At 43.6% G+C, this 25,017-nt stretch carries 24 protein-coding genes; 6 read left to right on the top strand and 18 right to left on the bottom strand.

What is annotated here, in order from left to right; genetic code table 11:
* Window positions 1–84 precede the first annotated feature (84 nt).
* From CCS02_RS00945 to CCS02_RS00930, 4 genes are all read left to right on the top strand, one after another.
* Entirely contained in the window at window positions 85–345 is a 261-nt protein-coding gene (locus CCS02_RS00945) for a YdcH family protein (RefSeq protein ID WP_072837849.1), read from the top strand.
* A gap of 214 nt (window positions 346–559) precedes the next feature.
* Entirely contained in the window at window positions 560–2,692 is a 2,133-nt protein-coding gene (locus CCS02_RS00940; RefSeq protein ID WP_100635321.1) for a TonB-dependent siderophore receptor, read from the top strand.
* 197 nt (window positions 2,693–2,889) lie between these two features.
* Window positions 2,890–4,302 carry a prephenate-dependent tRNA uridine(34) hydroxylase TrhP gene (gene trhP / locus CCS02_RS00935; RefSeq protein ID WP_100635320.1) on the top strand — a complete coding sequence of 471 codons (1,413 nt, stop codon included), beginning with the start codon at window positions 2,890–2,892 and terminating at the stop codon, window positions 4,300–4,302.
* A 10-nt stretch (window positions 4,303–4,312) separates the two neighbouring features.
* On the top strand, window positions 4,313–4,570 hold the full coding sequence (locus CCS02_RS00930; protein WP_100635319.1) for a YfhL family 4Fe-4S dicluster ferredoxin: 258 nt from the start codon (window positions 4,313–4,315) through the stop codon (window positions 4,568–4,570).
* Between the two features lie 24 nt (window positions 4,571–4,594).
* On the opposite strand, the gene trxC is transcribed toward CCS02_RS00930, so the two are convergent.
* From trxC to CCS02_RS00880, 12 genes are all read right to left on the bottom strand, one after another.
* Window positions 4,595–5,041 (bottom strand): thioredoxin TrxC, encoded by a 447-nt coding sequence (gene trxC, locus CCS02_RS00925; protein ID WP_100635318.1) that lies wholly within the window; start codon window positions 5,039–5,041, stop codon window positions 4,595–4,597.
* Window positions 5,042–5,191: 150 nt separating this feature from the next.
* Complete coding sequence (locus tag CCS02_RS00920) at window positions 5,192–5,881, bottom strand: hypothetical protein (protein WP_100635317.1); 690 nt, start codon at window positions 5,879–5,881, stop codon at window positions 5,192–5,194.
* A 232-nt stretch (window positions 5,882–6,113) separates the two neighbouring features.
* Window positions 6,114–6,455 carry an AzlD domain-containing protein gene (locus CCS02_RS00915; RefSeq protein ID WP_100635316.1) on the bottom strand — a complete coding sequence of 114 codons (342 nt, stop codon included), beginning with the start codon at window positions 6,453–6,455 and terminating at the stop codon, window positions 6,114–6,116.
* Between the two features lie 2 nt (window positions 6,456–6,457).
* A complete protein-coding gene (locus CCS02_RS00910; RefSeq protein WP_100635315.1) occupies window positions 6,458–7,180 on the bottom strand; it encodes an AzlC family ABC transporter permease in 723 nt (240 codons plus the stop codon).
* Window positions 7,177–7,707: a helix-turn-helix domain-containing protein gene (locus CCS02_RS00905; RefSeq protein ID WP_100635314.1), complete on the bottom strand. Its 531-nt coding sequence runs from the start codon at window positions 7,705–7,707 to the stop codon at window positions 7,177–7,179. Before CCS02_RS00905 ends, CCS02_RS00910 begins: the two co-directional genes overlap by 4 nt.
* Before the next feature lie 316 nt (window positions 7,708–8,023).
* Window positions 8,024–8,866, bottom strand: coding sequence for a methylated-DNA--[protein]-cysteine S-methyltransferase (locus CCS02_RS00900; protein ID WP_100635313.1), 843 nt, complete (start codon window positions 8,864–8,866; stop codon window positions 8,024–8,026).
* Between the two features lie 13 nt (window positions 8,867–8,879).
* Entirely contained in the window at window positions 8,880–9,644 is a 765-nt protein-coding gene (locus CCS02_RS00895; RefSeq protein WP_100635312.1) for an SDR family oxidoreductase, read from the bottom strand.
* A 59-nt stretch (window positions 9,645–9,703) separates the two neighbouring features.
* The gene (locus CCS02_RS22105) at window positions 9,704–9,871 is read right to left on the bottom strand and encodes a hypothetical protein (RefSeq protein ID WP_157807959.1); all 168 of its coding nucleotides are present in this window, start codon (window positions 9,869–9,871) and stop codon (window positions 9,704–9,706) included.
* Window positions 9,872–10,100: 229 nt separating this feature from the next.
* The gene (locus CCS02_RS00890) at window positions 10,101–11,987 is read right to left on the bottom strand and encodes an AAA family ATPase (RefSeq protein ID WP_198515309.1); all 1,887 of its coding nucleotides are present in this window, start codon (window positions 11,985–11,987) and stop codon (window positions 10,101–10,103) included.
* Window positions 11,981–12,697, bottom strand: coding sequence for an ATP-binding protein (locus tag CCS02_RS22215; RefSeq protein ID WP_198515308.1), 717 nt, complete (start codon window positions 12,695–12,697; stop codon window positions 11,981–11,983). Before CCS02_RS22215 ends, CCS02_RS00890 begins: the two co-directional genes overlap by 7 nt.
* A gap of 104 nt (window positions 12,698–12,801) precedes the next feature.
* Window positions 12,802–13,113 carry a hypothetical protein gene (locus tag CCS02_RS00885; protein WP_100635311.1) on the bottom strand — a complete coding sequence of 104 codons (312 nt, stop codon included), beginning with the start codon at window positions 13,111–13,113 and terminating at the stop codon, window positions 12,802–12,804.
* On the bottom strand, window positions 13,110–13,970 hold the full coding sequence (locus CCS02_RS00880) for a hypothetical protein (RefSeq protein ID WP_100635310.1): 861 nt from the start codon (window positions 13,968–13,970) through the stop codon (window positions 13,110–13,112). Before CCS02_RS00880 ends, CCS02_RS00885 begins: the two co-directional genes overlap by 4 nt.
* Before the next feature lie 1,238 nt (window positions 13,971–15,208).
* Between CCS02_RS00880 and CCS02_RS00875 the strand changes: the two genes are divergently transcribed.
* Complete coding sequence (locus tag CCS02_RS00875; RefSeq protein ID WP_100635309.1) at window positions 15,209–15,571, top strand: hypothetical protein; 363 nt, start codon at window positions 15,209–15,211, stop codon at window positions 15,569–15,571.
* 2 nt (window positions 15,572–15,573) lie between these two features.
* Here CCS02_RS00875 and CCS02_RS00870 read toward each other — a convergent pair whose 3' ends face one another.
* The 5 genes from CCS02_RS00870 to CCS02_RS00850 all read right to left on the bottom strand — a co-directional run bounded on the left by CCS02_RS00870 (window position 15,574) and on the right by CCS02_RS00850 (window position 21,886).
* Window positions 15,574–17,241 carry an amino acid ABC transporter ATP-binding/permease protein gene (locus CCS02_RS00870; protein WP_100635308.1) on the bottom strand — a complete coding sequence of 556 codons (1,668 nt, stop codon included), beginning with the start codon at window positions 17,239–17,241 and terminating at the stop codon, window positions 15,574–15,576.
* Entirely contained in the window at window positions 17,201–18,994 is a 1,794-nt protein-coding gene (gene cydD / locus CCS02_RS00865) for a thiol reductant ABC exporter subunit CydD (RefSeq protein WP_100635307.1), read from the bottom strand. The genes CCS02_RS00870 and cydD overlap by 41 nt, the downstream gene beginning before the upstream one ends.
* 5 nt (window positions 18,995–18,999) lie before the next feature.
* Window positions 19,000–19,110 (bottom strand): cytochrome bd-I oxidase subunit CydX, encoded by a 111-nt coding sequence (gene cydX / locus CCS02_RS00860; protein WP_072837837.1) that lies wholly within the window; start codon window positions 19,108–19,110, stop codon window positions 19,000–19,002.
* 63 nt (window positions 19,111–19,173) lie between these two features.
* The gene (gene cydB, locus CCS02_RS00855; protein WP_100635306.1) at window positions 19,174–20,310 is read right to left on the bottom strand and encodes a cytochrome d ubiquinol oxidase subunit II; all 1,137 of its coding nucleotides are present in this window, start codon (window positions 20,308–20,310) and stop codon (window positions 19,174–19,176) included.
* Between the two features lies 1 nt (window position 20,311).
* Complete coding sequence (locus tag CCS02_RS00850) at window positions 20,312–21,886, bottom strand: cytochrome ubiquinol oxidase subunit I (protein WP_100635305.1); 1,575 nt, start codon at window positions 21,884–21,886, stop codon at window positions 20,312–20,314.
* A gap of 426 nt (window positions 21,887–22,312) precedes the next feature.
* Between CCS02_RS00850 and CCS02_RS00845 the strand changes: the two genes are divergently transcribed.
* Window positions 22,313–23,131: an alpha/beta fold hydrolase gene (locus tag CCS02_RS00845; RefSeq protein WP_157807958.1), complete on the top strand. Its 819-nt coding sequence runs from the start codon at window positions 22,313–22,315 to the stop codon at window positions 23,129–23,131.
* Between the two features lie 62 nt (window positions 23,132–23,193).
* Here the strand turns inward: CCS02_RS00845 and CCS02_RS00840 are convergent, their stop codons facing one another.
* On the bottom strand, window positions 23,194–25,017 hold the full coding sequence (locus tag CCS02_RS00840) for a lysophospholipid acyltransferase family protein (RefSeq protein ID WP_100635303.1): 1,824 nt from the start codon (window positions 25,015–25,017) through the stop codon (window positions 23,194–23,196).

Below are 25,017 nucleotides of genomic sequence, written 5' to 3'. Positions count from 1 at the left end.
TGAATAAAACCTGACCAACATCAAGAGAAGACTAACCTAACTAGGTTAGTCTTAAACGAAAGCTAGCAAGTATAGGAGGCAATTATGCCGATTGAAGACCATAATTTAGTAAACGAATTTCCTGAATACAAAGAAGACATCCACCAGCTAAAAATGGATGATGCACATTTTAAAAAGCTCTATGATGAATATAACCACTTAACAAAAGAAGTGGAAAAAATGGAGCAGGAAATTATCCCGGCTACTACGATTGAAGAAGAAAAGTTAAAGAAACAACGCCTTCAACTAAAAGACACCATACAAGGCTACATTAAAGCGTCAAAACTCGCTGCTGAAAAAGCCTAGTCTTCAAGCAGAGCGGCTTTTGTATGCAAAGCCGCTCTGCCTTCCCTCTGTTTTTTAATAATTCACCTTCTACCTTATCTCTCTCCCTAATATAGTATTAACGTTAATAGCGATTAACTCTGCATTTTGAATCTTTTGTAAATCAACTCCTATTTGAAAATGAATATCATAAACACTATTATACGCAACTCATTCAATTCAACTTGGTTTTCCTATGACGTTAAGAACCACCTTAATGATGATGCAAGCCTGTGGTGCGCTTGTTTTTTCTACTGTGATTTTTGCCGAAAATGCTGCAAACAACATCACACAAGACAGTTATCTCAATGATGGAGATAACAAAATTAAGGATGGATCCAACATAGAACTTCAAACACTTCAGGTACAAGGCCGTGCTCTGTCTTATTACAAAGAAGATGAAGCTGCACTTGCCACTCGAACATCAACTCCCATTGATAAAACACCACAGTCTGTTCAAGTGGTTACTGAGGCTTTGATTGAAGACCAGGCTGCACGACAGATCACCGATCTTTATCGATCCATTTCAGGTATGTCGCAAAATAACGTTTCCACTGTGACCTTAAGAGGCTTTAGCCAAGACGAAGTACTCTATGACGGTCTGAAAGGCGACCCTTTTGGTGACTTTTCAATTCCTCAGCTGTTTACCATAGAACAAATACAAGTCCTTAAAGGTCCATCTGGTGCAGCCTATGGCGCAGGCGAACCTGGTGGCGTCATTAACTATGTGACTAAAAAGCCGGCGTATGAACAGAAAAACACTCTAAAAGTCAGCGCTGGCAATAAAGATTTTTTAAGTGGTAGCATCGAATCCTCTGGCCCAGCCAATGAAGACGCATCGCAACGCTACCGTCTTGGTATTTACTCCGACGGTCAAGATTCCTATCGTAATAATGTCGAAGAAGAAAACCGAATTATCGATCTTGGTTACGCTTGGGACATCGATGAAAACAATACCCTCACCGTTCAATACACAGACATTCATCAATACATCTCCGGTGCCCGCTTACGCGGCATTCCAACCGATGATGATGGTAACTTCTTGGCTGACACGTCTTGGAATAATAACGAAAAATCCGATTTCCAAGAGCTAGACGCGCAAGTCTTTCAAACGCGTTTAGACCACAGCATAAACTCATGGCTAGACAGCAATTTCTCAGTTCGCTACTTCAACAATACTGAAACGCAGAAATATCATGAGTCTAAAGGCCTTAACGCTACAGACAGCGATAAAGTGAAACGAGAGTTTCGTGACCAAGTCCGCTCCCGAGAAGGTATCACCTTGGTAGGCAACCTGATCGCTGAATTAGGTGATCACACAGTGTTAGTCGGAAGCGATTATTTCCATCAGAAAAACGATTTTTTATATGATAAAACGACTAAAGGTGTTGCTGAACTTAGCCTAAGCAACCCAGTTTATGGGCAAGACGATACCAGTGCCTACGATATGGTTCCCCAAACAAATGAAAGTACCACGACAGATCAAATTGGCTTATACATTCAAGACCAATGGAAAGTTACCGATCAACTAGATTTACTCGCTGGCGCTCGTATTGATCGGATTGAAGAAAAATACGATGGCTACAAGATAAAAACAGGGACTACAAAAGCAAACTACAAGGACACAGGCTACTCTACTCGCTTAGGTGCGACCTATCGAATCAATGACAACTGGAAACCTTACACTTCTTTCTCGACAGGTTTCGTACCTCAAGGCGCTGTAGACCAACAAAAATCGGCAGATGGCAGTTTGTTTGATCCAGAAAAAAGTCAACAAATCGAAGTGGGGATACGCAGCTACTGGCTCAACAATAAGCTCAATGTCAACCTTGCTGCATACCACATCAATCGTGAAAATATTCTACAAGACGACCCTGGCGATGATAATTACTTAGTATCTATTGGTAAAATACGTAGCCAAGGTATGGAACTGGATGTACTAGCAGATATCACATCTCGCTGGGTTGCCAATGTCAGTTATGCTTACAACGATGTGAAGGTGAAAGAAGCTGCAGATGGCGTATATTTTGCTAACACGCCTTATCATCAACTTGGCCTTTGGAGTCGCTACGACTTCCCGAGCATAGATTCCTCTATTGCTTTTGGCGCAGATTACGTTAGCCAACAAAAGAACCGAGATGATCAAACAGTTAAACCCTATACGGTTTATGATATGTCTTGGCAAACTCGATATGAAGATTGGAAGTTCCAGCTAAACATCAAAAACTTATTCGACAAAGAATATGCTGTTAGTGGCTTTACCAAAAACATAGGATCATTCGTCGGTGAACGTCGTCGTGTTTACATCTCAGCCGCGTACGACTTTTAACTGAGTAAAGACGCAATAACAGGGTCAGATTCCTTTAGCTTATTAAGGGAATCTGGCACCTTTAACTTTTCTCTGTAATTGATGAAATTTGACCTAGATCAAACAGACCTTATTTAAGCCACCAATCCCGCCATCATCACTTGAGTTCAATTAACACACAGGTAAACTCCGCGCGTTTTGATCGATCGGTGAGCCTTATGTCTCAAGAAAAAATGTCACAGCAAGAAAGCTTTAAGCCTGAAGTATTTAGACCAGAGCTATTATCTCCAGCAGGTTCGTTAAAAAACCTTCGTTATGCATTCGCTTACGGCGCAGATGCTGTTTACGCAGGACAACCACGTTACTCGTTAAGAGTGCGCAATAACGAGTTTGATTTGGAAAAACTTGGCATTGGCATTAATGAAGCACACGAGCTGGGCAAAAAGCTCTATGTGGTGAGCAATATTGCACCTCACAATGCAAAATTAAAAACCTACTTGCAAGACTTAGCACCGGTTATTGACCTCAAACCAGACGCGCTCATCATGTCTGATCCAGGCCTAATCATGATGGTGCGAGAAGCTTTTCCTGATCAACCAATTCATCTCTCGGTACAAGCCAATGCAGTCAACTGGGCAACAGTCAAATTCTGGCAACAACAAGGTATTTCCCGCGTTATTTTATCGCGTGAACTATCGTTAGATGAAATTGAAGAAATTCGCTTAAAAGTCCCAGATATGGAGTTGGAAGTCTTTGTTCATGGCGCGTTGTGTATGGCCTACTCTGGTCGCTGCCTGCTATCGGGCTACATGAACAAACGCGACCCAAACCAAGGTGCTTGCACCAATGCGTGTCGCTGGGAATACAATGCCCACGAAGCGACACAAGATGACGTTGGCCAGATCATCGCCAGCAGTGGCGCTTCATTGCAAGCTCAAGCGTCTGCCGTACAAATTCAAGAGCCAAGTGATCAGCTCTTTTTACTGCAGGAACGCGGTCGTCCAGACGAATACATGCCAGCGTTTGAAGACGAGCATGGCACCTACATAATGAACTCAAAAGACTTACGCGCCATTCAACACGTAGAACGTCTGGTCAAAATGGGCGTGCATTCATTAAAAATCGAAGGCCGTACCAAGTCGTTTTACTATTGCGCCAGAACTGCACAAATATACCGCCAAGCCATTAACGACGCTGTCGCTGGCAAAAGCTTCGATAAAGGCCTCATTAGCAGCTTGGAAAACCTTGCCAACCGAGGTTACACCGATGGCTTTTTACAACGTCACCGTCATGTGGATTTGCAGAACTATGAAACGGGTAACTCCATTAGTGAGCAACAGCAGTTTGTCGGCGAAGTCATAGCAACCAACGCCGATTCACTCACCATCGAAGTGAAAAATCGCTTCAGTGTTGGCGACTCCTTGGAACTAATGACACCCAAAGGCAATGTCACCTTTCAATTAAGCGAACTAAACGACAAACAAGGTCACCCTATCGACGTCGCCAAAGGCAGTGGTCATGTGGTTTATATTCCTTGTCCTCAAGGTATCGAGGCGTCTATGGGTATCTTATTAAGAAATCTAGCGGAAGGACAAACCACCCGCCAACCTCATGCAAGCGTAACCGTGTAAAGGTTACAGCATGGCATTATTAATCAACGATCGATGCATAAACTGCGACATGTGCGAACCAGAATGTCCGAACGAAGCCATCACCATGGGCGCGAAGATTTATGTCATCGATCCAGATAAATGCACAGAATGTGTTGGTCACTACGACCAACCCACCTGCGTCGCCGTCTGCCCGATCGACTGTGTAAAACCCGACCCTGACAGACGTGAAACCGAAGAAGCGTTATACGAGAAGTTTGTTGAGATGTACTTTGATACCAGCGTTTAACGTCCTGCCAATATCCAAAACATCTTAAGCCGCTGGCAAGTTCTGAGCTAACCATTGCTGAAATTGCGCTTTCGGTAACGCACCGGATAAACGAGCCACTTCTTTGCCATGATGAAATATCATTAGAGTCGGAATGGAACGAATATTATAGCCACCCGCTGTCGTTTGGTTCTGCTCAGTATCTAGCTTCAAGAAACAAGCTTTGGTCGACATCTCACTCGCCACTTGTTCGAAAATAGGTGCGAATTGCTGACACGGTCCACACCATGATGCCCAAAAATCGACAATCACAGGCAGATCATTGTCTGTGATGTAACGTCTGAAATTTTGATCATTGCCTTTGACAGGGCTGGTAGAAAGCACAGGATTCTTACACTTGCCACAAAGAGGCTTATTGCCCAGCTTGTCTTTCGGTACGCGATTCTTGGTACTGCAACTTTGACAAACAATTTGAATAGGTGAATTGGTCATTTTGAGCCTCGTGATTAAGTGCTTTCATTCATAAACAGAACGGGATTAAATCGAAATACTGCATGTTTGCCAACCTCGAAAACGAAAAAAGCGAATCATTTGATCCGCTTTTTGTTGGCTTAGTAGCCTGATTAAACTCACACCACTAAGCTATTCTTCCACATCCGCATGAGATTCGGCTTCAAAGCCTTCCACCTGCTCGAAGTTCTCCATCCAGAAATAGGAACTCACCAGGCTAAACTTGCGGGTTGTGCCTTCGTCTGCAATTTGCTTAAGCTGCCAAACAAGACCCGGCGCTTCAGGGAAATGTGTGCCTTTGATTTGATCTTCGTATAAACGATTGATTAACGCATCATCGCCTTGTCCGCTAGCCAATAACCGCACAATTGAAGAATGTAATGACTCATCAAAAATCGCCATGTCTTCAACACGTTCAGCGGCAACCGTAATGACAAGCTCAACACCTGTTGGCTTTGCAAATATCCCATTAAAAGCTTCGCGCAGTAAGGCATAAGCACTAAAGAAACGCTCATGAAATAAGCAATCTGGATACTCTTCCCACGAACGATCATCAATCATATCGTGGCTAATTTGATCTATTTTCCCTTTAGATAACTCAGGGAATAAATGAGTCAGCACTGCCTTTGCGGCATCCGCAGGCTCAAGATCATTTAGTGACATCATGCACATTTCTCTGAGCTCTGCCGCGTCCATTTTATCCACATCGTCATCAAAATCCATAATGCTCATTAGGGCACGATAATCCTCATGGGACCACGCATTTTGAATGTTGCTGATTTTATGGAAAGAATCAATTTGAACGGTAAACTTAGCTTGCATCTCGCACTCCTTTGAACGCCAATATCCCAGGAAATAACGCTGGTAGGCTTTAACTAACCAATGTCGATCTTAATAAATGTACAGATCGAGTAACCAATGTACCTTGAGTGGAGACAACAAGCTATCCATAGGAGGAAATGTTTTAGAGGGGTTTTGTGGCAAATGAAAAAACTTAGCTTTTCATCTACCACAAATTGACTTGTCTATTTATTGTCTTAACAATCTATTCTTTTCATATAGGTAAAATTAGCGTCACCATTCCAAATGCCACGACCCCAAATAAAATAGGCAAGCCCATAGATCGTGTGCGCGTCCACACTCCAAAGGTAACCAGTATCCCAACACCAGTCGCTAGCCATGACAAAGCATCAGAGTGAGTAGGCACTAAAGAAGTACCAAACATTGCAGCGATCATGGTGGGTCCCAATATAGTTAACCAAGTCGGCATTGATCCTATGCCGTCCTCCGTTTGTCTCTTCGCCAAGCTTCGTTTCATCCAAATATACGGCAAGAGGCGAAGCAAATACGTGCCAATGGCAATGCTAACAAGTGCCAACCACATAGATGTATCCATACTCATTGTCCTCCCAAAATACGTTGATTCTTTAACGAATAAAACAGCACTGCACCGCTCATCGCAGCTAATGGAATAGCGACATTCGGGTAACCTAACATTTTCAAAATTACAGCGGCAACAGCTGACAAAGCAATGGTCAGGGTCCATAGACGATTATTGCAACGTGGAACGATTAAAACGAAAAACAGCGCTGGTAGTGCAAATGGCAAAATATCGTTGATTAATGGCCAACGTTGCGTCAATTCGTCACCGGCAATGGCACCCAGTGCGGTACCAGCAACCCAACTCAGCCAAGCCAACACCGCCGCGCCAGTGTACCAGCCTATCCGCGCCTGATCTGGAAGCTGAGGCAAACGAGCATGAGCAAGCGCAAAGATCTGATCCGTTAAACCATGCATGAGTGGAAGCCACTTTTTATCATGATTTAGGTAGGGTGAAAGATTTGGCCCATAAACAATGTGCCGTGCATTAATTAACAACGTCATGATGACCACCAGCCATAGAGGTGCGCCAGAAGCGGCCATGGCAACAAAGAGAAACTGTGATGCGCCAGCATAAATAAAGGCAGAGATAAGAATAGTCTCTAACACGCTAAAGCCCGACTGAACGGAAATCAGACCAAAAGAAATGGCCACCGGAATATAACCGCCAAGTAACGGAATTGCGTCTTTTACACCCTGCTTCCAAGGTGTTCCGGCAAGAGTTTGGGTTGACGTACTCATGATTGAACCTCCTGTTTAGCGTAAGTTATGACCATCATTAAAGTCGCCCATGAATCGTCAGTTTGATAACTGTGCGGAACATCTGCAGCGAAAGTGTGGGCCTTGCCAATTTCCAAATGGCGTAAGTCATTACTTTCACCCGCCAGCAATTGCCCACTTATAAGGGTTATAGCTTCTGTCGTACCAGCAATATGCGGCTCTGATTGCTTAATAGTGTTCGGCGCGCAAGACATCCAATACACATCGACGCGCGGATTCCCCTCGCCCTGATCAATCAACCTGACCTGTACACCGTTTTCGCCCAGTGTCGACTCCACACTGGCCACAAGATCCCCAAACGGAACATTCAGTTGTACTGCCAAACGCCAAATCGTTTCTAAAGTCGGATTGCCCTCACCTTGCTCAATACGAGACAAGTTAGACTTCGCCAGCCCAGCATCCAGCGCAAGCTGAGACAAAGACAACCCCTTTGCCATACGCAACTTTTGTATATTTCGACCCAACGAGCCGAGAATCGGTTTATTCATCATGCATCTCAAATTGTTCTTTATATAGAACGTTCTATATAAAGAACAATTAAATGTCAATAAAATTGTGGGAAATGGAGGAGATTAAGGAGAGACAGATTCATCGAATCACACTTTGATAAACTCATCTTCCCCTAAATTATTTGCGTTTTTTTTGTAGGTCGGCCTTTAGGCCGTCAAAACGTGACTTGTCGTAATACGTTATTTGTCGACAAATAACCGTCTACTTGACATCTAATTGAGGCAATGAAAATGCCCGCTGAACATCAAGAAACGTTTGCTTGGTGTCCCCCCCTATTTATCATCTCAATCTAAATTACTGTACAACCGTTTCATCCCGCATTCTTTCCCATGTTTGTACCATAAGCTTCTTGGCAGGGCCCCAACGGTAGCCACCAAGCGCCCCGCTTTGCTGTATCACTCGGTGGCAGGGAATCAGTAACGCAACAGGATTTGCCCCAATGGCGTTACCAACGGCTCTTGCTGATCGGGGTGCACCAAGTGCTGTGGCTACCTGAGCATAGCTGGCCACAGCGCCCGGTGGTATTTTTAGCAGCGCCCGCCATACAGCGATCTGAAAATTTGTCCCCTTCACGTGGATCGATAGCGGACCTTGTATGGCGGCTGTATCACTGCCAAAAAACGCATCAACAACATGGCGCGTAGATGGGAGACTCTCCCTGATTGAACTGAGCGGCCAAGCGTTATGCAAATTATCTAGCATCTCGTCCATGTTATTGCAGTCCATGAACTCTGCTCGGCAAACACCCCGCTGGGTTACCGCGACAAACATAGGCCCCAGTGGGGTGGTATGTACGCCGTACTCAATTTGAACCTGCTTACCTCGACTTTTATACTCACCAGGTGTGACAGCTTCCAGCTGTACAAAATGGTCATGTAACCTTGAGCTACCACTTAATCCAAGTTCATGTGATACTTCGAGCAAGGAATGAGAATTCTCCAGCAACACCTTGCCTCGCTCCAATGTCAGGACCTGTAAAAAGCGCTTCGGCGTAGTTCCCGCCCACCGACAAAACAGCCTTTGAAAGTGATACGGACTCAAATGCACATGGGCAGCTATCTCTTCAAGGCTGGGCTGATCCACTGCCCTATCAACCAAATAAGCCATAGCGCTTGCAATTCGATCATAATCCGACATGGCGCGACCTCTCTCAGACACGATTTATGGAAACACCGCCATCTACCAACATCGCTGAACCCGTTGTAAAACTCGAGGCATCGGATGCTAAATACAATGCGGACTGAGCAATTTCATCTGGTGTCGCCATACGCTTAAGAGCATGCAGGTTGCGTACAAACGCCAATGCTTCAGGCGTATTGGCAAACTCACGTCCCGCTGCCGTATCGGTGCCACCAGGCAGAAGAGCATTAACTCGGATGTTCTGAGGCCCATGCTCTGTTGCCAGTACTTGAGTCAACCCAATAAGACCAGCTTTACTGGCTGCATAGGCCGCCATGCCCGGCATACCTGCGGTGTAACCAACAAAGGTAGAGGTAAAAATTAATGAACCCCCTTTTCGGGCTTCCATAGCAGGCAATTGGTACTTTGCCGCCAAAAATGCACTGGTTAAGTTCGTCGCAATGACCTGATTCCAATCCGTTTGAGACATCTCCGAGACAGGGCCCATAGCACCTAAGATAGCTGCATTGTTGAAAGCGATATCTAATCCACCAAAGTGACTTACCGCCTTATCTACCAGAGCTTTGGCAAAAGCTTCATTACCAACGTCACCCGCTAATGCCAGCGCCCGCCCTCCTTCCGCATTGATTGAGTCCGCAAGATCATCAAGCTCTGTTTGTCGCCGTGCAGCCACCACGACGGCAGCACCTTCTTTCGCAAAAAGCTTCGCAGTTGCGTAACCAATACCAGTGCTGGCACCGGTAACAATAGCAACTTTATTGGCCAGTATGTTCATCGATTATTTCTCCTATTTCTGCTGACAATTAAAGGGCACGTGCCCGAACAGATGTCATATTAGGAAACGAAATGATGACTGCCGACCCGAATCTTGCTGTATTTCAATTGTGCTATATCTTGATGATCAAAACCCATAGGAAAAGGATAACGGACTTCATCACCCAACTCTTCGATGTACTCGTTATAGCTTTGGATATATTTTGCAGATGGTAAGACTAATTCCATTTTGTCTCCGGGTTGATGTGGAATATTGAAAGTTCGTAGCGTGGTTTAGGACTGATTAAAAGCGGTTCTATTTTTCATCTGTCCCTAAATTATTATGCAGACCACAATCTAGAACCAACGCTCGCAGTAACAGACACTTTAGCGCGAAGCGGAAAATTGTTCCAAGTGCTGCGTTTGTTAGGCATTGTAGACACTGTACCATCAAAGCTCTCTAGTCTTAATACGTTTGTTAAAATGCATTAATCCAAGAGGATAATGCATCAACATCGTGTTCTATCTGTTGAAGATCTGGACATGGGGCAGGAAATTCATCCGATTGAGAATGCTCAAAAACTGAGTATCGAGTCATCAAATCATCAATAAGATCACAATCGCTCTGCTCTATTTTAGTTAATTTTGACAGCCGTCCCTTCGTTTGAATATCTCGTCTAAACCTGACAAGAACTTCATTCAATAGTACGCTTTCTATGCATTTTTCCACTAAAATTCTAAATTCGCTACAGGTTTGCCATGCCTCTCTCTCAAAAGTATCTGCATCACCATTATCAACATGCTTTCTTAGCTGGGGAAGGAATTCGTTTTTTATTCGTGCCACAGCTTTCACTGGTTTCGAATCTCGAAGGCTTAATTTAGCTGTAATTCCTGAGTCTTTCCCGAGCTTTCGTAACGTTTCCACAGTTACAGAAACAGGGGCTGCAAGTCCATTTTCACGAGCTTGGTCTTTTAATTTCCTAGTCACTGACTCAACCTGAGACAAAAGTGATAGCCTATGTGTAAAAATAATAACCTGACGATCCATCGCTAAAGCAACAAGTCGAGATACAACTTTTTCTTCAAAGTCTTGGTCAAGAGATGATATCGGATCATCAAATATGAATGGAGATTTTTGACCAGATCCTGTGATATCAGCTAGGAAAGCTGCTAGAGCTACAACTCTAATTTCTCCTTCGCTCAAAATTATCTCAGCTGGGACAGTTGATTTGCTACCTTGCAGTGTCAGCCCAAATGTTATCTTCCCTTTTCCTTGTTGTTTACTCACTGGCTTAACGGGGAGTCTAATGCCCCCTAACACTCTTAGCTCTTTGGCAAAGCGTTCTTGATAGCCCGCATCAAGTTCAACTTTTGCTAATTCATTACTTTTTGTTGTCAGGGCATTTGTACTTGTAAGTCTAATTGCAGAGTCAAAAGTAGAAATAGAGTTGAGTCTTTTTCTCTCCTCTAGAATCGCGGCTTTATTTTGATTTAGCCACTGAGTGGATTGCAGCTCTTTAAGTCTTATTTCCAGCTTCAGCCGTTGCCCATCCTGTTGTAGTTCTTTTAGGGTCTTTTCCTCTATATCAAAAGTATTTGATATATGTTGACATGCTTTATCAAGAGAACTCCAATCAAATTTAGGAACTGCCGCAAGACTATCAGCAGTATCAACAGCTTTTCGCCGTAGCGTTAGCACTTTCATATATTGCCTAGCTACTTCCTCTGACACTTTCAATTGATTCATTTGTATCAACCAATCATGCTCCAATGGCAGGCTAGGCATTCTCTTCGCTAGCTCATCTCTCAAATTCTCGGCTGCTTTGGCATCTGCCTCAAGTCCCCCTTGAACATATACCTGAAAGTGATCCATACGCTCTTTTCCATCAATTGTGAATTCTTGCTGACATAGAACACAGCGAGATCCATCTCCAGTAGATGGAAAATTGACATTGGGATATGCGTGCTTTTCAGAAAATTCCTTTGCATGCTTCCATAGTGCCATCCATGTGCTTTGCCCTACCCCATCAAGGGCTGCGTTAGCAAAGACCTTTTTAGCCTCTTCGTTCGCAATATTTCGCTTCTTGTTAGCATCGGATCTCGCAGTAATTACAGTTTGAATTGCTTCATCAGCCAAAGAGGATTTAAGTCTATCAATCCCATCTTTTATCCTTTTGTGAACAAGTCTATCCTGCGCAATAACTTTAAGACGGCCTTCAACGTCTTTTTGAGCCAAAGCTGCTTCTGTTGCAACGCGCTCCTCGTCAAGCTCTATAGAGAACTCACATTTTTGCTCAATAACTTCTAGCTTGGTGGTGGCCTTAATTGTATTTAACCATTGGATTGGTACAGCATGAATTAACATTGGTGGGGTACTAGGGAGCTTCGACACGAGCATTTTTTTTCTTGCTTCAGAAATGTTGATACACGATCACATATTGTAATTAGAGATGAATTGAAACGCATACGACTTGGCTCGTATGTGGCTTCGTTTTTCCCCATGTACATCTGTGCAGTCTTTGTATCGAAAACATGAACATGACGTAGATGTGCTAAAGCCCCGCCACTAAGGGTCCAAGCAACTGACTGTGCTTTTCCACTTATCGATAACTCTATATCGGCAGCAGCAGGTGGTGATTCATTAGAGAATACGTTGCCTAGCAGTTCATCCTTAGCCCTTGAGCCACATACCTGTTTTAGAATACGAGAGAAGCTTGTTTTCCCTGAACCATTTGCACCATATATAACTGCAAGGTTTGTATTGCCAAATGCAAGAGATGCATCTGCTTTGATTGCATTAACACCTGAGACGCCAGAGATTTTATTGATACGTAGTTCTGGGCGCTGGGCTGCCTGCGCTAAAGCACCAGGCACTATTTTAGAGAAACCTTCCTTTGCCCCCAACGCTTCTTTAAAGCATAGTCTTGCAAGCTCCGTTATTTCAGCGTCATTAGGCATTCTTTTCGAGTCAATAAGTAATCGCGCTGCGGATTGTAGCCACTTAGGGCGTTCATTAATCCAGGTTTCGAAGCTGTCGGGCTCTTGTGAATAATGGTCTTCTTGTATGTTATTCATCTTCTAAATCCCTGTACGATAAATATTGACATGAGGGGCGAGGTTAATTTGCCTAACGCCGGCAGAACGCACTCGAGGTACGAACGTCGCTGTTGCTGCCCTTGTTATGGCAGAATAATAGCAAATAGCTTTTTTAAAGGATCGATCGCCCATGAGTATTTTTCGTATAGTGCTCTTGCACGGTCAACAAGATCCTTGTCGTTATTTACTTGAGTTAGTAAATCCACTTCTCGTTTCAAACTCTCAATTTGATCTTCAGTTACTTTACCTACCCTTAGTAAGTCAGAGATATCAGAATTAAAATCCTCTAGCGCTCTTTTAGTGGTGCTAGACATATTGTTATTATCTCCTTGAACAATATTGCCAAATTTTCCACTACCACCAGAAATAGTGATATTTATATTTCCCTTACTCATAACTTTCCTCCTTTAGCAGCATTGGATACTTTATTCATGGCACCTTGAACAACATTCCCTATATTAACTTTACCCCCAGAAATTGTGATATTCATTACTTGCATCTTTTGAGCTTTTAGCTCACTCGTATCAATGTGATTTTTTTCCAATTCTTTTATCATTGCATTAAAAACTGCATCGTGAAGACACCTAATTTGTGTAATTACATCAATATCATTAAATGAACCAGGGTATATCGTTCTGACTCTAGCTAACAAGTCATGTTCTTGTTTTACGTAAGGTATTATCCAGAATAAAAACGTAAATACAGAATATGCAACCAAATTAAATTTCTTATCACGATCGATAAAACCGCCACCAAGCACTCGCCATTCTATAGACTGCATCTTCCCGTAGCTTGCCTGATTAAAAACAATTGTTATAGATGTCCCCATTGGAGTATTAGTTGACGAAGCTCGAATGAAGGTTCGACCCTCAGTTTCAGATAAGTCGTTATCTATATCTGTTATCGTGACCGCCTCCAAAGAGTTTATTGGAGTTTTATCACATAGTTCTGATTCGATAGCCAGATACAAGTTTTTTTCTATTATTTCTGAATGAGAAAAGACATGCTGGAAACTACCAAATATCTGACCATAGTATTTAAACGGAAAGTTTTTCTTGAATTTATTAGAGATAGATGACGCTTCGACCACTTCTCTATTTACAAATGAGTTTGTAATCAGTCCTATGATCAGTAACAGTATAAGTGAGATACCAAGCGTAAAAAAAGCCAGACATGCATGGACAATCAAGGCTAGAATAACGCTTCTGACTTTGATTCTGTTTCTTACTTTACCCGAATTGAATAAATCCATTTATTGTCTCCTAAGCTAATTGCCATAAATTTTTATTAATGCGCATGCGCATTTAAACAATTTCTAAAACCTCAGAATATTCTTATAACTATATGAATAATAAAGATTTTATAAGGACATTAACAAAAATAAAAACTGGAAAAACGAGCATGTGTGTTATTTACTTTATCCACAGCGCGTCATCTCGTCTGCCGATATTCTTATCCATTGATAGTAAAAGACTTTCTTACTTCCTGCCAGTATAAAATACGCTCAACTAGTTTATTTAAAATAGCTAAACGCATAGTAAAATAACCATTTTAAAAATAAACTGTATATACAGACATAAAATACATTTTCTTTATTTGCTCTCAATGAGTTGATTGTCGGGCTAAAGCCGCGACCTACTCCACAATGAAAGCTTCGCTTTCAACGGCACATTACGCTGCGCTTATGATGCCCTACGCTTTGGTTTTACTACGATGAAGTCATTTCGACGCGACGAAGTTGCGCGGCTTTATGGAGTTTAAGAGTCAGTTGAAAATAACTTCTCTCAAGCCTGCAAAAACAATCTATGCCTTACTGCACCAGAGCGTCGCAAAAGCTATTTCTTGATGAAGAAAATCAGGCATTAAAGATCTTAAAGCGAATTTTTGGTTACTTTTTGGGCGCTAGAAAAAAGTTATCCGCTCAGCAGAGCGGAATAAAGGTCGGGAATGCAAAGCGTTTGAATGGAACATGAATTCCGCGTCGGCCTAAAGCCGCGAGCTACTCCACAATGAAAGCTTCGCTTTCAATCGGCACATTACGCTACGCTTATGATGCCCTACGCTTTGGTTTTACACGAATGGCTACGATGAAGTCAGTTCGACGCAATCCTGATTGCGCGACTTTATGGAGTTTCAGGGTCATTGTTTGAGGATCTATCTCCCAGAAAATAAACAATCTATGCCTTACGATAAAAGTCGTGTTGCTAAACCAATATTAAACAACATAAATGAGACGTTTGGGCGAAAGCCCGACAAAGAGACCTTTTTGTTACTTTTGCGTCGTTTGGCAAAAGTTACCCGCTCAGCTTTTCCCTGAATTAAAGTGCGGAATAAAGGTCGGGAATGCAAAGCGTTTGAATGGAACATGAATTCCGTGTCGGCCTAAAGCCGCGAGCCACAATGAAAGCTTCGCTTTCAACGGCGCTTTTTTGATTAAAGAGTCGCTGCACTCATGATGACCTACGCTTTGGTTTTACACGAATAGCTACGATGAAATCAGTTCGACGCGACGAAGTTGCGCGACTTTATGGAGTTTCAGAGTCATTGTTTGAAGATGTATCTCTTACTAAAAGAACAATCCATGCCTTACGATATAACGAGCGTAGGCAGCAATCATGCGCCTATGATGAAAATCAGGCATTAAAGATCTTAAAGCGAATTTTTGGTTACTTTTTGGGCGCTAGCAAAAAGTTACCCGCTCAGCAGAGCGGAAAAAAGGTCGGGAATACAAAGCGTTTGAATGGAACATGGATTCCGCGTAGAGCTAAAGCCGCGACCCACAATGAAAGCTTCGCTTTCAACGGCACATTACGCTGCGCTTATGATGCCCTACGATTAGCTAGGGAGTTATAGAGCTAAAGCTCGATGACTCTTGAGTTGTCGCCGATGCGACTGCTAACGTGACTGACGAGAATCAAAATATCCGGTTTGTAGTCGTTCTGAAGCGAGTGACAAATAGTCTCAATGGTGGCTTTGTCTAGTCCATCAAAGGGTTCGTCTAGCAGTAAGACTGGAGACTTTCTTAGCAATAAGCGCGCTAACGCGAGGCGTTTGCGTTGTCCGCCGGAAAGGTTTCGGCCTTGTGAGCTGAGTAAGGTTTCCAAGCCATTTGGTAGGTTGCGAGCCCATTCGGCTAGGGCGACGGCTTCTAAAACAGACCAGAGTTCGTCGTCGGTTGATTCTGGGTTTCCAAGGCGTAAGTTCGCGCCGATGCTTTGTTGGAAGATATAAGGTGATTGAGGTAAATAGCTTAGCTGTGCTTGGTACGATTGGTTGCTGTAAAGGTCGCATTTTTCATTGTTAATTAATGCATCGCCAGAGGACAAGCAGTCGCCTGCAATGGAGGCCAATAGCGTGGATTTACCTGAGCCGCTGGCGCCACGAAGCCATAGTGATTCGCCAGTTTGAACGCAAAAGTCGATAGCTTGATTGCCCATGCCACTTGAGGCATGAAAGCCACGCCAATGTTTGAATGACATGCGATGAATCGCTTGTGTTTTGCTTTCTGGTTGGACTTTGGCATCTTGATGTAATTGATTCAAACGACGCAGGCCAACCTGAGACTGACCTTGTGCGACGAAGGATTGCACTAAGGGCAATACCAGCTCATTCACTGCTAATAAAGATAAGACAAAACCCACAACCCAAGTACCTTGAACACCGTCTAATAATGTCCAACGACCTGTTTCTGCATCAAAGCTGCCCAATAAATAGAAGCTGCTAGCAAGTAGGATAATAGTCACACCATAAGCCAATAATCGACCCAAACTCACGGCTTTTTGGATACGAATTTCCATGCGCCGTTGTCGTTCGTCCAGTTCACCAAGGCGTTGCGCATAATCTCCCCAATGTCCACGAATGGTCAAAGTAATCAAAGCAGAAAACAAACTGACAAAGCGACTACGGCGATGTACACCTAAAATCTGCCCGACGTGCACAGCATGGCTGGCAAAATGCCCACATACATAAGGCACCACGAAAACATGAAATAGCGCAGCAATAGATAATGGCCACAGTAACGAGGGCAAGATGAAGTAGGCAAAAATCGCTACAGCGGCATACGCCAATAACGCATAAATCCAAGGCAAGAAGACGACCAAAGGCCAACGAATAATTTGGTCAAGATCGCTGACTAGTCGCTGTAGCAAATCGCCTCGGCTTTGTTCATGTAGATTGGCCGCGTCTTTTGCGACTCTCTGATCCCATACCCAAAGACGCAAAGTTCGCAGTAATCCCAATAAATGATTATGCGCAGTGACTTGTTCGCCATAACGCCCTGCTGTTCTGAGTATTGCCATGCCTCGCACGATGGCGCCAGGGGTTAAATAATTAAAAGCTAGCGCGCCACCCAGTGCAGTCGCAAGACCCGCAGCAGAAATAAACCAACCGGATATGCCTAATAGCGCAACACCCGCCAAGGTCGCGGCGATGCCAGTCATAACGGGAATTATAAATCCCCAAGGATTGGCCAATAAAAGGCGCTTAAGCGATAGCTTGGCGGTTTTCTTTGCGTGACTGCTCATGCAAGCCTCCTTTGGTTAACGACCAATGTTTGTCGACCCATGCAATGGGATGCGTATCATGGCTGACGATGAGTAAGGTTTTGCCTTTTGATGCTTTTTCCAGCGTCTCAAGCACCGCTTGAGCGGTTTCTTTGTCGAGACCAGAACAAGGTTCATCAAGCAGCCACATATCCGCTTTGGACAATAAAGCTCGGGCAATAGAAAGACGCTGCATTTGTCCGCCAGACAGCCCTGCGCCTAGCTCGGTTAGTTTGGTTTCCAGTCCTGCTGGTAACGCTTGAATAAACTCATCACATTGGCTTTCTCGCAGCGCGGCATGTATCTCGTCTTCACTTGGAAGCGCTGCTCCCTCTTTGCTGCCAAGACCCAAAAGTAAATTACGACGAATGCTGCCGTTTACCCATTCTGGTGTTTGTGGCAACCAAGCGAGTTTTGCTCGCCAAGAGGCCAAATTCAGTTCACCAAACGGCTGACTGTTCACGAGAAACATTCCTTGGTAGTTTTCTTCAAAACCCAGTAAAAGATGCAAGAGACTGGATTTCCCAACGCCCGATTCACCGCTCAACCAGACGCGTTCGCCTTTGTTAATTGTCGCGGTGATTGGCGCAAGTCGATAACGACCATCTTCTCGCCAACTTAGGTTCTCAAACTGTATAGATGTCAGTTGATTGGGCGTTGCAGCATTATTCGATTCACTAACACGACTTACTTCTTCTTGCGAGGCAGCGGCATGAACCGGCGCATCTAAAATCTCTAATAAATCGGTCGCGGCGGCTTCGGCTTTTTGCTTCGCGTGGTAATCGTTACCCAGCTGACGCAAGGGTAAATAAAATTCAGGCGCGAGCAATAAAAGGAACATGGCTTGAGTCAAGGTAACAGGTGATGATCCGACTTGCCATGGCAAGACTTCCAATAAGCCAAGCCCTAAATACAAGGCAATCATGGCGATAGACAATGATGCGAAAAGCTCAAGGGTGGCGGTAGATAGAAATGCCAACACCAAAACACTCATGGTGGTTTTCTGATAGGCATTGGCACTATCAGACAAACGTTCTCGTGCTTCATTAGTTCTATTCAGGCGTTTTAATTCGGCAAGACCTTGGTTCAAGTCCATAAATTGATTGGACAACATGGCCAATACATTAAATTGCCGACGGTTGGCTTGTGCGGCTTTGTGGCCGACAAAGATCATAAAGATAATGACCAAAGGCGCGGTCATCATAAAAACAAAGAAGGCGATCCAAGAAATAGAAACAACGGAGAGTAGGATCACACAAGGAATTAAGGTCACCATAAACACTTGTGGTTTATAGCGACTAAAGAAATCATCTAACGCGTCTACTTGTTCGTAAACACGAGTAGAAAGCGCCGCATCTTCTTCGATTCTTAAGCGCGCTGGCCCAAGATTTGTCAGATGCGACACCAATTTACCTCGCAAGCCGTAACGAATATCACGGCTTGCGCCAGTGCAAATACGCTCTCGACCAAAGTTAGCCAAGGCACGGATTAGTAGAGCAAATAAACCAACTACTAAGAGAGATATAGAAAAAGACTGGTGCAGCGCCATATCTGAAAATACATTTGCTAGCACCCAAGCCTGCAACACCAAAGACACGGCAAACAGAACACCGAAGCCTTGTGCAAGACGGTATTTTGATGACTGCTGATTCGCTAACTGTCCCAAAAATACCGCTTCCGGTGTTTTAATTCGACCAGTTCGACGAGCTTTTTGTGCTCCCTTCTCTCTCGTCATAAGGCTTACTTTTGCTCCTCTTCACCTTCGTAACCACTAAATTCTAACCAAACCGCATTGATGATGCCGAATGAACAGGCCAACAATACGCCAAGAACCCAAGCAAAATACCACATAACTTATTCCTCTATTTGTTACTAAAGATAGAGCTCTGCGAGCTCTATCTTCTTTGCCAATGACTAGTAAAGTGAATGATTGTTTTCTTCGATGTGTTTCTTCGTCAAACGGCCATACATTACAAAGTAGTTCCACAAGGTATAGGCAAGAACGATTGGCACAAAGATACAAGCCACAACAAACATGATCATCATGGTTTTCTCACTTGACGTCGCATCCCACATAGTCAAACTCATGCTTGGGTAGCTTGAAGAAGGCATCAAGAATGGGAACATTGATCCACCAGCGGTAACGATAATGCCAGCAATACCTAATGATGAACTCAAGAAAGCCAATGCGCCTTTTTTCATTACACTCGCCAGTGCAGCAAACAACATACCCGCAATACCAATGAGAGGAGCCAACATAAGCGCAGGCACTTTTTCATAGTTTGCTAACCATGCACCTGGCTGTACTTCTGCTGTTTTCATTAATGGTGTCATGACTTTATTGCCATCAATGACACTGGTAATGACATAACCATCGATGCCGTAAGCCAACCACACGCCTGCTAAAATAAACAACACAGCCGCTAATGCACCGGTTATCGCAGTGATACGACTGGCTTTTACAAGCAAGGCATCATCTGTTTTCATCTGCAACCAAGCACCGCCTTGCGTCATTAACATTAGCAAGCTAACCAAACCACAGACAATCGCAAATGGGTTTAGTAGTGCAAAGAAAGAACCGGTATAGGTCGCACGCAAATATTGGTCAAACTCAAATGGAACGCCTTGCAACAAGTTACCAAATGCCACACCGAAAATAATAGGTGGTACAGCAGAACCAAAGGTAATCCCCCAATCCCAGCTAGTACGCCATTTTGTATTTTCAAGTTTAGAACGGTAATCGAAGCCGATTGGACGGAAGAATAACGCCGCCAACACCAACATCATCGCAAAGTAAAAACCAGAGAAGGATGTTGCGTAAACCACAGGCCAAGCAGCAAACAAAGCACCACCCGCTGTGATAAACCAAACTTGGTTGCCGTCCCAGTGAGGGGCAATTGAGTTGATCATAATACGACGTTCTGAATCCGTACCGCCGATCACTTTCAACAAGCTACCAACGCCCATATCAAAACCGTCTGTCACAGAGAATCCGATCAGTAGAACACCGATCAATACCCACCAAATGACTTTTAATAATTCGTAATCCATCTTACACCTCTTGTTTTAGCTGAGACGTTTCTTGTTCAAGTGCATAACGACCAGTATGTAAGCTAGAAGGACCTTGCTTAGCAAAACGAATCATCAAGTACATCTCGGCAATCAAGAACGTGGTATACAACACGGCAAAACCAGCAATCGTTATCCAAATCTCAGTAGCCGTTAAACTGGATACCGCAACGTGAACAGGTAAAATCTCACCAATCGCCCATGGCTGACGGCCATATTCTGCAACAAACCAGCCTGCTTCATTCGCAATCCAAGGCAGAGGCAAGCACAACATAATGAACTTAAGGAACAAAGGATTGTTGCCAATACGACGACGTGCGTTTTGATAGAAAGCCGCAGCGAAAACAACCAACATCACGAAGCCACAACCAACCATGATACGGAAGGCAAAGAACAACGGCGCAACTTGAGGAATTGAATACTCTACCGCCTGATCGATCTCTTCAGAGGTCACCTTGTTAATGTCTTCGTTAAATGCGGTTACTAGCAAACCGTAACCAAGATCGTCTTTCACTTTCTCGAAGTTTTCTTTTACCAGCGGATCCGTTGAACCGCTACGCAATTTTTCAAGCAACTGGTTGGCATAAATACCATTGATAATACGTTGGCGGTTATGCTCTTTCAGCTCTTTGATGCCCTCTACTTCTTTGTCGAGGGAGCGCGTCGCGATCAAGCCCATTAAGCCTGGGATTTTTATCGCGTACTCGGTTTCTTGAAGCTCTTGGTTCGGGAAGCCGATTAGCGTGAAGTCCGCAGGCGCAGGCTGTGTTTCCCACTCAGCCTCAACCGCAGCTAATTTCACTTTTTGCACTTCGCCTAGCTCGTAACCTGATTCGTCACCTAGAAGGATAACGCTCAAGATAGACGCCAAACCAAACGCAGAAGCAATCGCAAATGAGCGACGAGCAAAAGCAAGGTCACGGCCTTTTAATAAGTAGTAGCTTGAAATAACAAGAACGAATATCGCCCCCGTTGTGTAGCCTGCTGATACAGTGTGAACAAATTTCACCTGCGCAACTGGGTTAAACAATAAAGCACCGAAATCAACCAATTCCATTCTCATTGTTTCGTAGTTGAACTCTGAACCTACTGGGTTCTGCATCCAACCGTTGGCAATTAAGATCCACAAAGCCGACAAGTTAGAACCTAGCGCCACGCCCCAAGTTACTACCAAGTGCTTCACTTTGCTTAGGCGATCCCAACCAAAGAAGAACAAACCAACCAAGGTTGATTCAAGGAAGAAAGCCATCAAGCCTTCGATGGCCAAAGGTGCACCAAAAATATCGCCAACGTAATGCGAGTAGTAAGACCAGTTAGTCCCGAACTGGAACTCCATCGTCAAACCTGTTGTTACGCCTAGCGCAAAGTTAATACCAAACAATTTACCCCAGAACTTAACCATGTCTTTGTAGACTTGCTTACCTGTTATGACATAGACGGACTCCATGATCGCAAGTAAGAAAGACATCCCTAGTGTTAACGGGACAAACAAATAGTGGTACAGAGCAGTGAAAGCAAACTGAAATCGCGATAATTCCACTACAGCTTCGTTAATCATATAACTTCAACCCATTCATTTGATTGAGAAAAAAGACGATCGTAGACACTTACTTCATTGAGTGTTCTTGTTATCCAACGCCCACCGAAGCCTCAAAAAGTTATAAGGCTTACTATAAGGCTGGATTATGAGTGTAGTTGCAATTCAAAACATTGCGTTAGATCAAGATAAAGAGAGTGAAAGAAATAAGTAGTAAAAAAGACGTGATTAATCGAGAAATTAATTAGTTCGAGAGGCCGACACAAAAATGATAGGCAAATATTAACGTATAAAATGTATAATCATTAGCACAAACGAATTATTTCCACACAGAGCCATTTTTCTTATTTTGGAACCTCATCAATGAGATTAATTTTGAACACTATACATTCTTACTTAAAGCTCTGTTTTATCTGTCTGTCGACTATTTTTTTAGTTGCTTGTAGCATGCCTAAAGAAATAAAAGAAAATGAAGGTATCGCTCAACAGGTTATAAATACGCCGGGGCTTATTCAAGATCATGTTTTGTATATGGAAGGCCCTGATGGCGATTTTAAGCTTCACTACGCCAGCAGTGACCCAAGTGAAAAACCGCGCGATACCATAGTGTTTGTTCATGGCACACCGGGAGATTGGACTTCTTTTGCCCGCTATTTTCAAGACGCTAAACTCAAACAAAGCTTTCGTCTTATCTCTATAGATAGACCGGGCTGGGGTAAATCGACTTATGCTGGGGACTTTCCAACTAAGTTACAAACTCAATCAGCTATGATCGGCCCGATGCTAGAAAATATTTGGGAGCGTAATGGAAAACAAAAAATCATCTTGGTTGGTCATTCTCTAGGAGCCTCTTTGGTGCCTATTTTAGCAGCAGATCACCCTGACTTTGTTCGTGGTGTGGTGATTTTAGCTGGTGACCTAAAACCAGAACTAGCAGAGGCTCGTTGGTATAATACGCTACTCGATTGGACACCAAATTTGCTGGTTCCAGATATGTGGAACCACTCAAATATGGAAGTATTAGATCTAACTAGCAGCTTAGAAGCAGCCCAAAACAATTTGAGTGAATTAACGACACCCATTACTATTCTGCAAGGTACAGACGATACCTTGGTCGATCCAGCAAGTGCGACTTACGCCACAAGCTTATTTAAAAATAGTGAGCTAAAAGTAGAGTGGATTGAAGGTGCGGGACACATCATAAATCTGCAGTATCCAGATAAGGTCATTGAAATCATTCGCGAAATGAACACTCGTAGTAAGTAACAGCGATGATCTTACATCGTTATTACTTACTACTGCTAAGTGGTCTTATTTTAATTTGGCGTTCACACTTTAGGCGTATCGCTTAAATAAATTTTAGCTTCATCCTGTCCCATGTATTTAGCCAGAATCGATAAAGGCACATCTTTTAAATTCACCACAATCAATCCATCCAATGAATAATGAAACGCTGGATCGATGTTAAAACACACTAACTTGCCGTTCATTTTTAAGTACTGACGAATCAATACAGGCAAGCCTTTGCCCTGCTCCATTCTCGATAAAACTTTAGAAAGCAGCGTAACACTCGCCAAAGATGATAATAAATTAGGTTGCCAAAATACCGAGCCACTGTTTCGTAGTGGCGTCGATGGCATCACTAAACTGGCTTTCGCTTTATCGTAATAATGGATCGACAAAGTCGCGGCGATTAACTGGCGAGCTGTGTGACTATAATCATTACTAATGCTCACAGGGCCAAATAAATGCGTATATTTAGGGTTCCGATAAGCAAAGGTCGCAATGCCTTTCCAAAGTAAAAGCAATGAATTTAAGTTCTTTTGATACTTAGCCGCGACAACAGATCGCCCCATTTCAATGCTGTGATCTAGGCTGTCGATAAAAGCTTGGTCATAGTTAAACAAGCTGCGTGAGTACAAGCCTTCTAAACCATGCGCTTCGATGAGCTTGTCCACCATTCCCATTCGATAGGCACCGACGACTTCTTTATTACCATGATGCCAAACGAACAATTGATGGTAATAACCATCGTATTCATCAATGTCGCAGGCTAAACCACTTCCTTCCCCCACGGCACGGAAGTTTTCTTCACGAATACGACCGATTTCTTGGATTAACTGAGGAATAGATTCTGTCGGCGCACAGTAAACACTGAAATCACCTTGTTTCAGCAACAGCACCTCGCCTGGCAGACTGACAATTTCTTCTTCTAATAAATCTTGATCAACTGGCGCAATGATTGGCAAATCTGTGCTGCCATGCTGGAACACACGTTCCTGAGCATGTTGAGGACTCATTAAGTAGGTGTTTAAGCGCAAGTAACTAACAAGATCTTGGTTGCTCTCAAACTGACTCACCTCCGAAAACGGCATGGCACTGCCAATGGAAATCTCAATCACCGAGGATTTCTTATTAAGTAGCTCCCTTCCCAACATAGCGGTTCGCAACAAAGGATGAATACGACCTACTTGATAAAAGAGCGCGCTGTTTTGGCCATTAATAAAAATCGGCACCGTGGTCGCTTCGCTGCGTTTTAAGAAATTAGCAACGGATTGGCTCCATTCAATGTCTGCCAATGTCTGCTTTTCTCTCGACTTTTCTGCAGACTGATCCTTAGATTTTTTCGGATAAGTCGATACTTCCCCAGCAGGAAACACAATCAGCACGCCGCCATCAGCCAAATGTCGGTGAGCATCACGAATCGCTTTGCCATTGGTGCGTTGTGCCGATTTGCCACCAAAAACATCGACGCCAATAAATAAGTCACTTATTTCCGGCAAACGCTTAAGCAATTCATTAGCCAGCACTTTTACATCACTTCGAACTCGTCCAACCAAATCGGCCAAGACCACACCTTCAATCGCTCCAAGTGGATGGTTAGCTACTATCACCACAGGGCCTTTTTGAGGAATATTTTCTACGCTGCCTTTTGCAATCGAATAATCAATATCCAACGCCTCAAGGGTATAACGCATAAATTCAAAACTGGTCTGGCTGCTTGGTCTTTGTTGATACAAGCGATCTAATTTAGCGAGTCCTGTTGCCCATTCAATAACGGATTCCCCAACACCAAATGGCGTGACTCTTTTTAAACGAAAAGGACTTGGTAAACGAAAAGAACTAGGCGAACGAACAGGACTGGCTAACAT

It is taken from the genome of Marinomonas sp. ef1 (assembly GCF_002806845.1).
Lineage (GTDB): Bacteria > Pseudomonadota > Gammaproteobacteria > Pseudomonadales > Marinomonadaceae > Marinomonas > Marinomonas polaris.
This window is presented reverse-complemented; position numbering and strand designations above follow the sequence as displayed.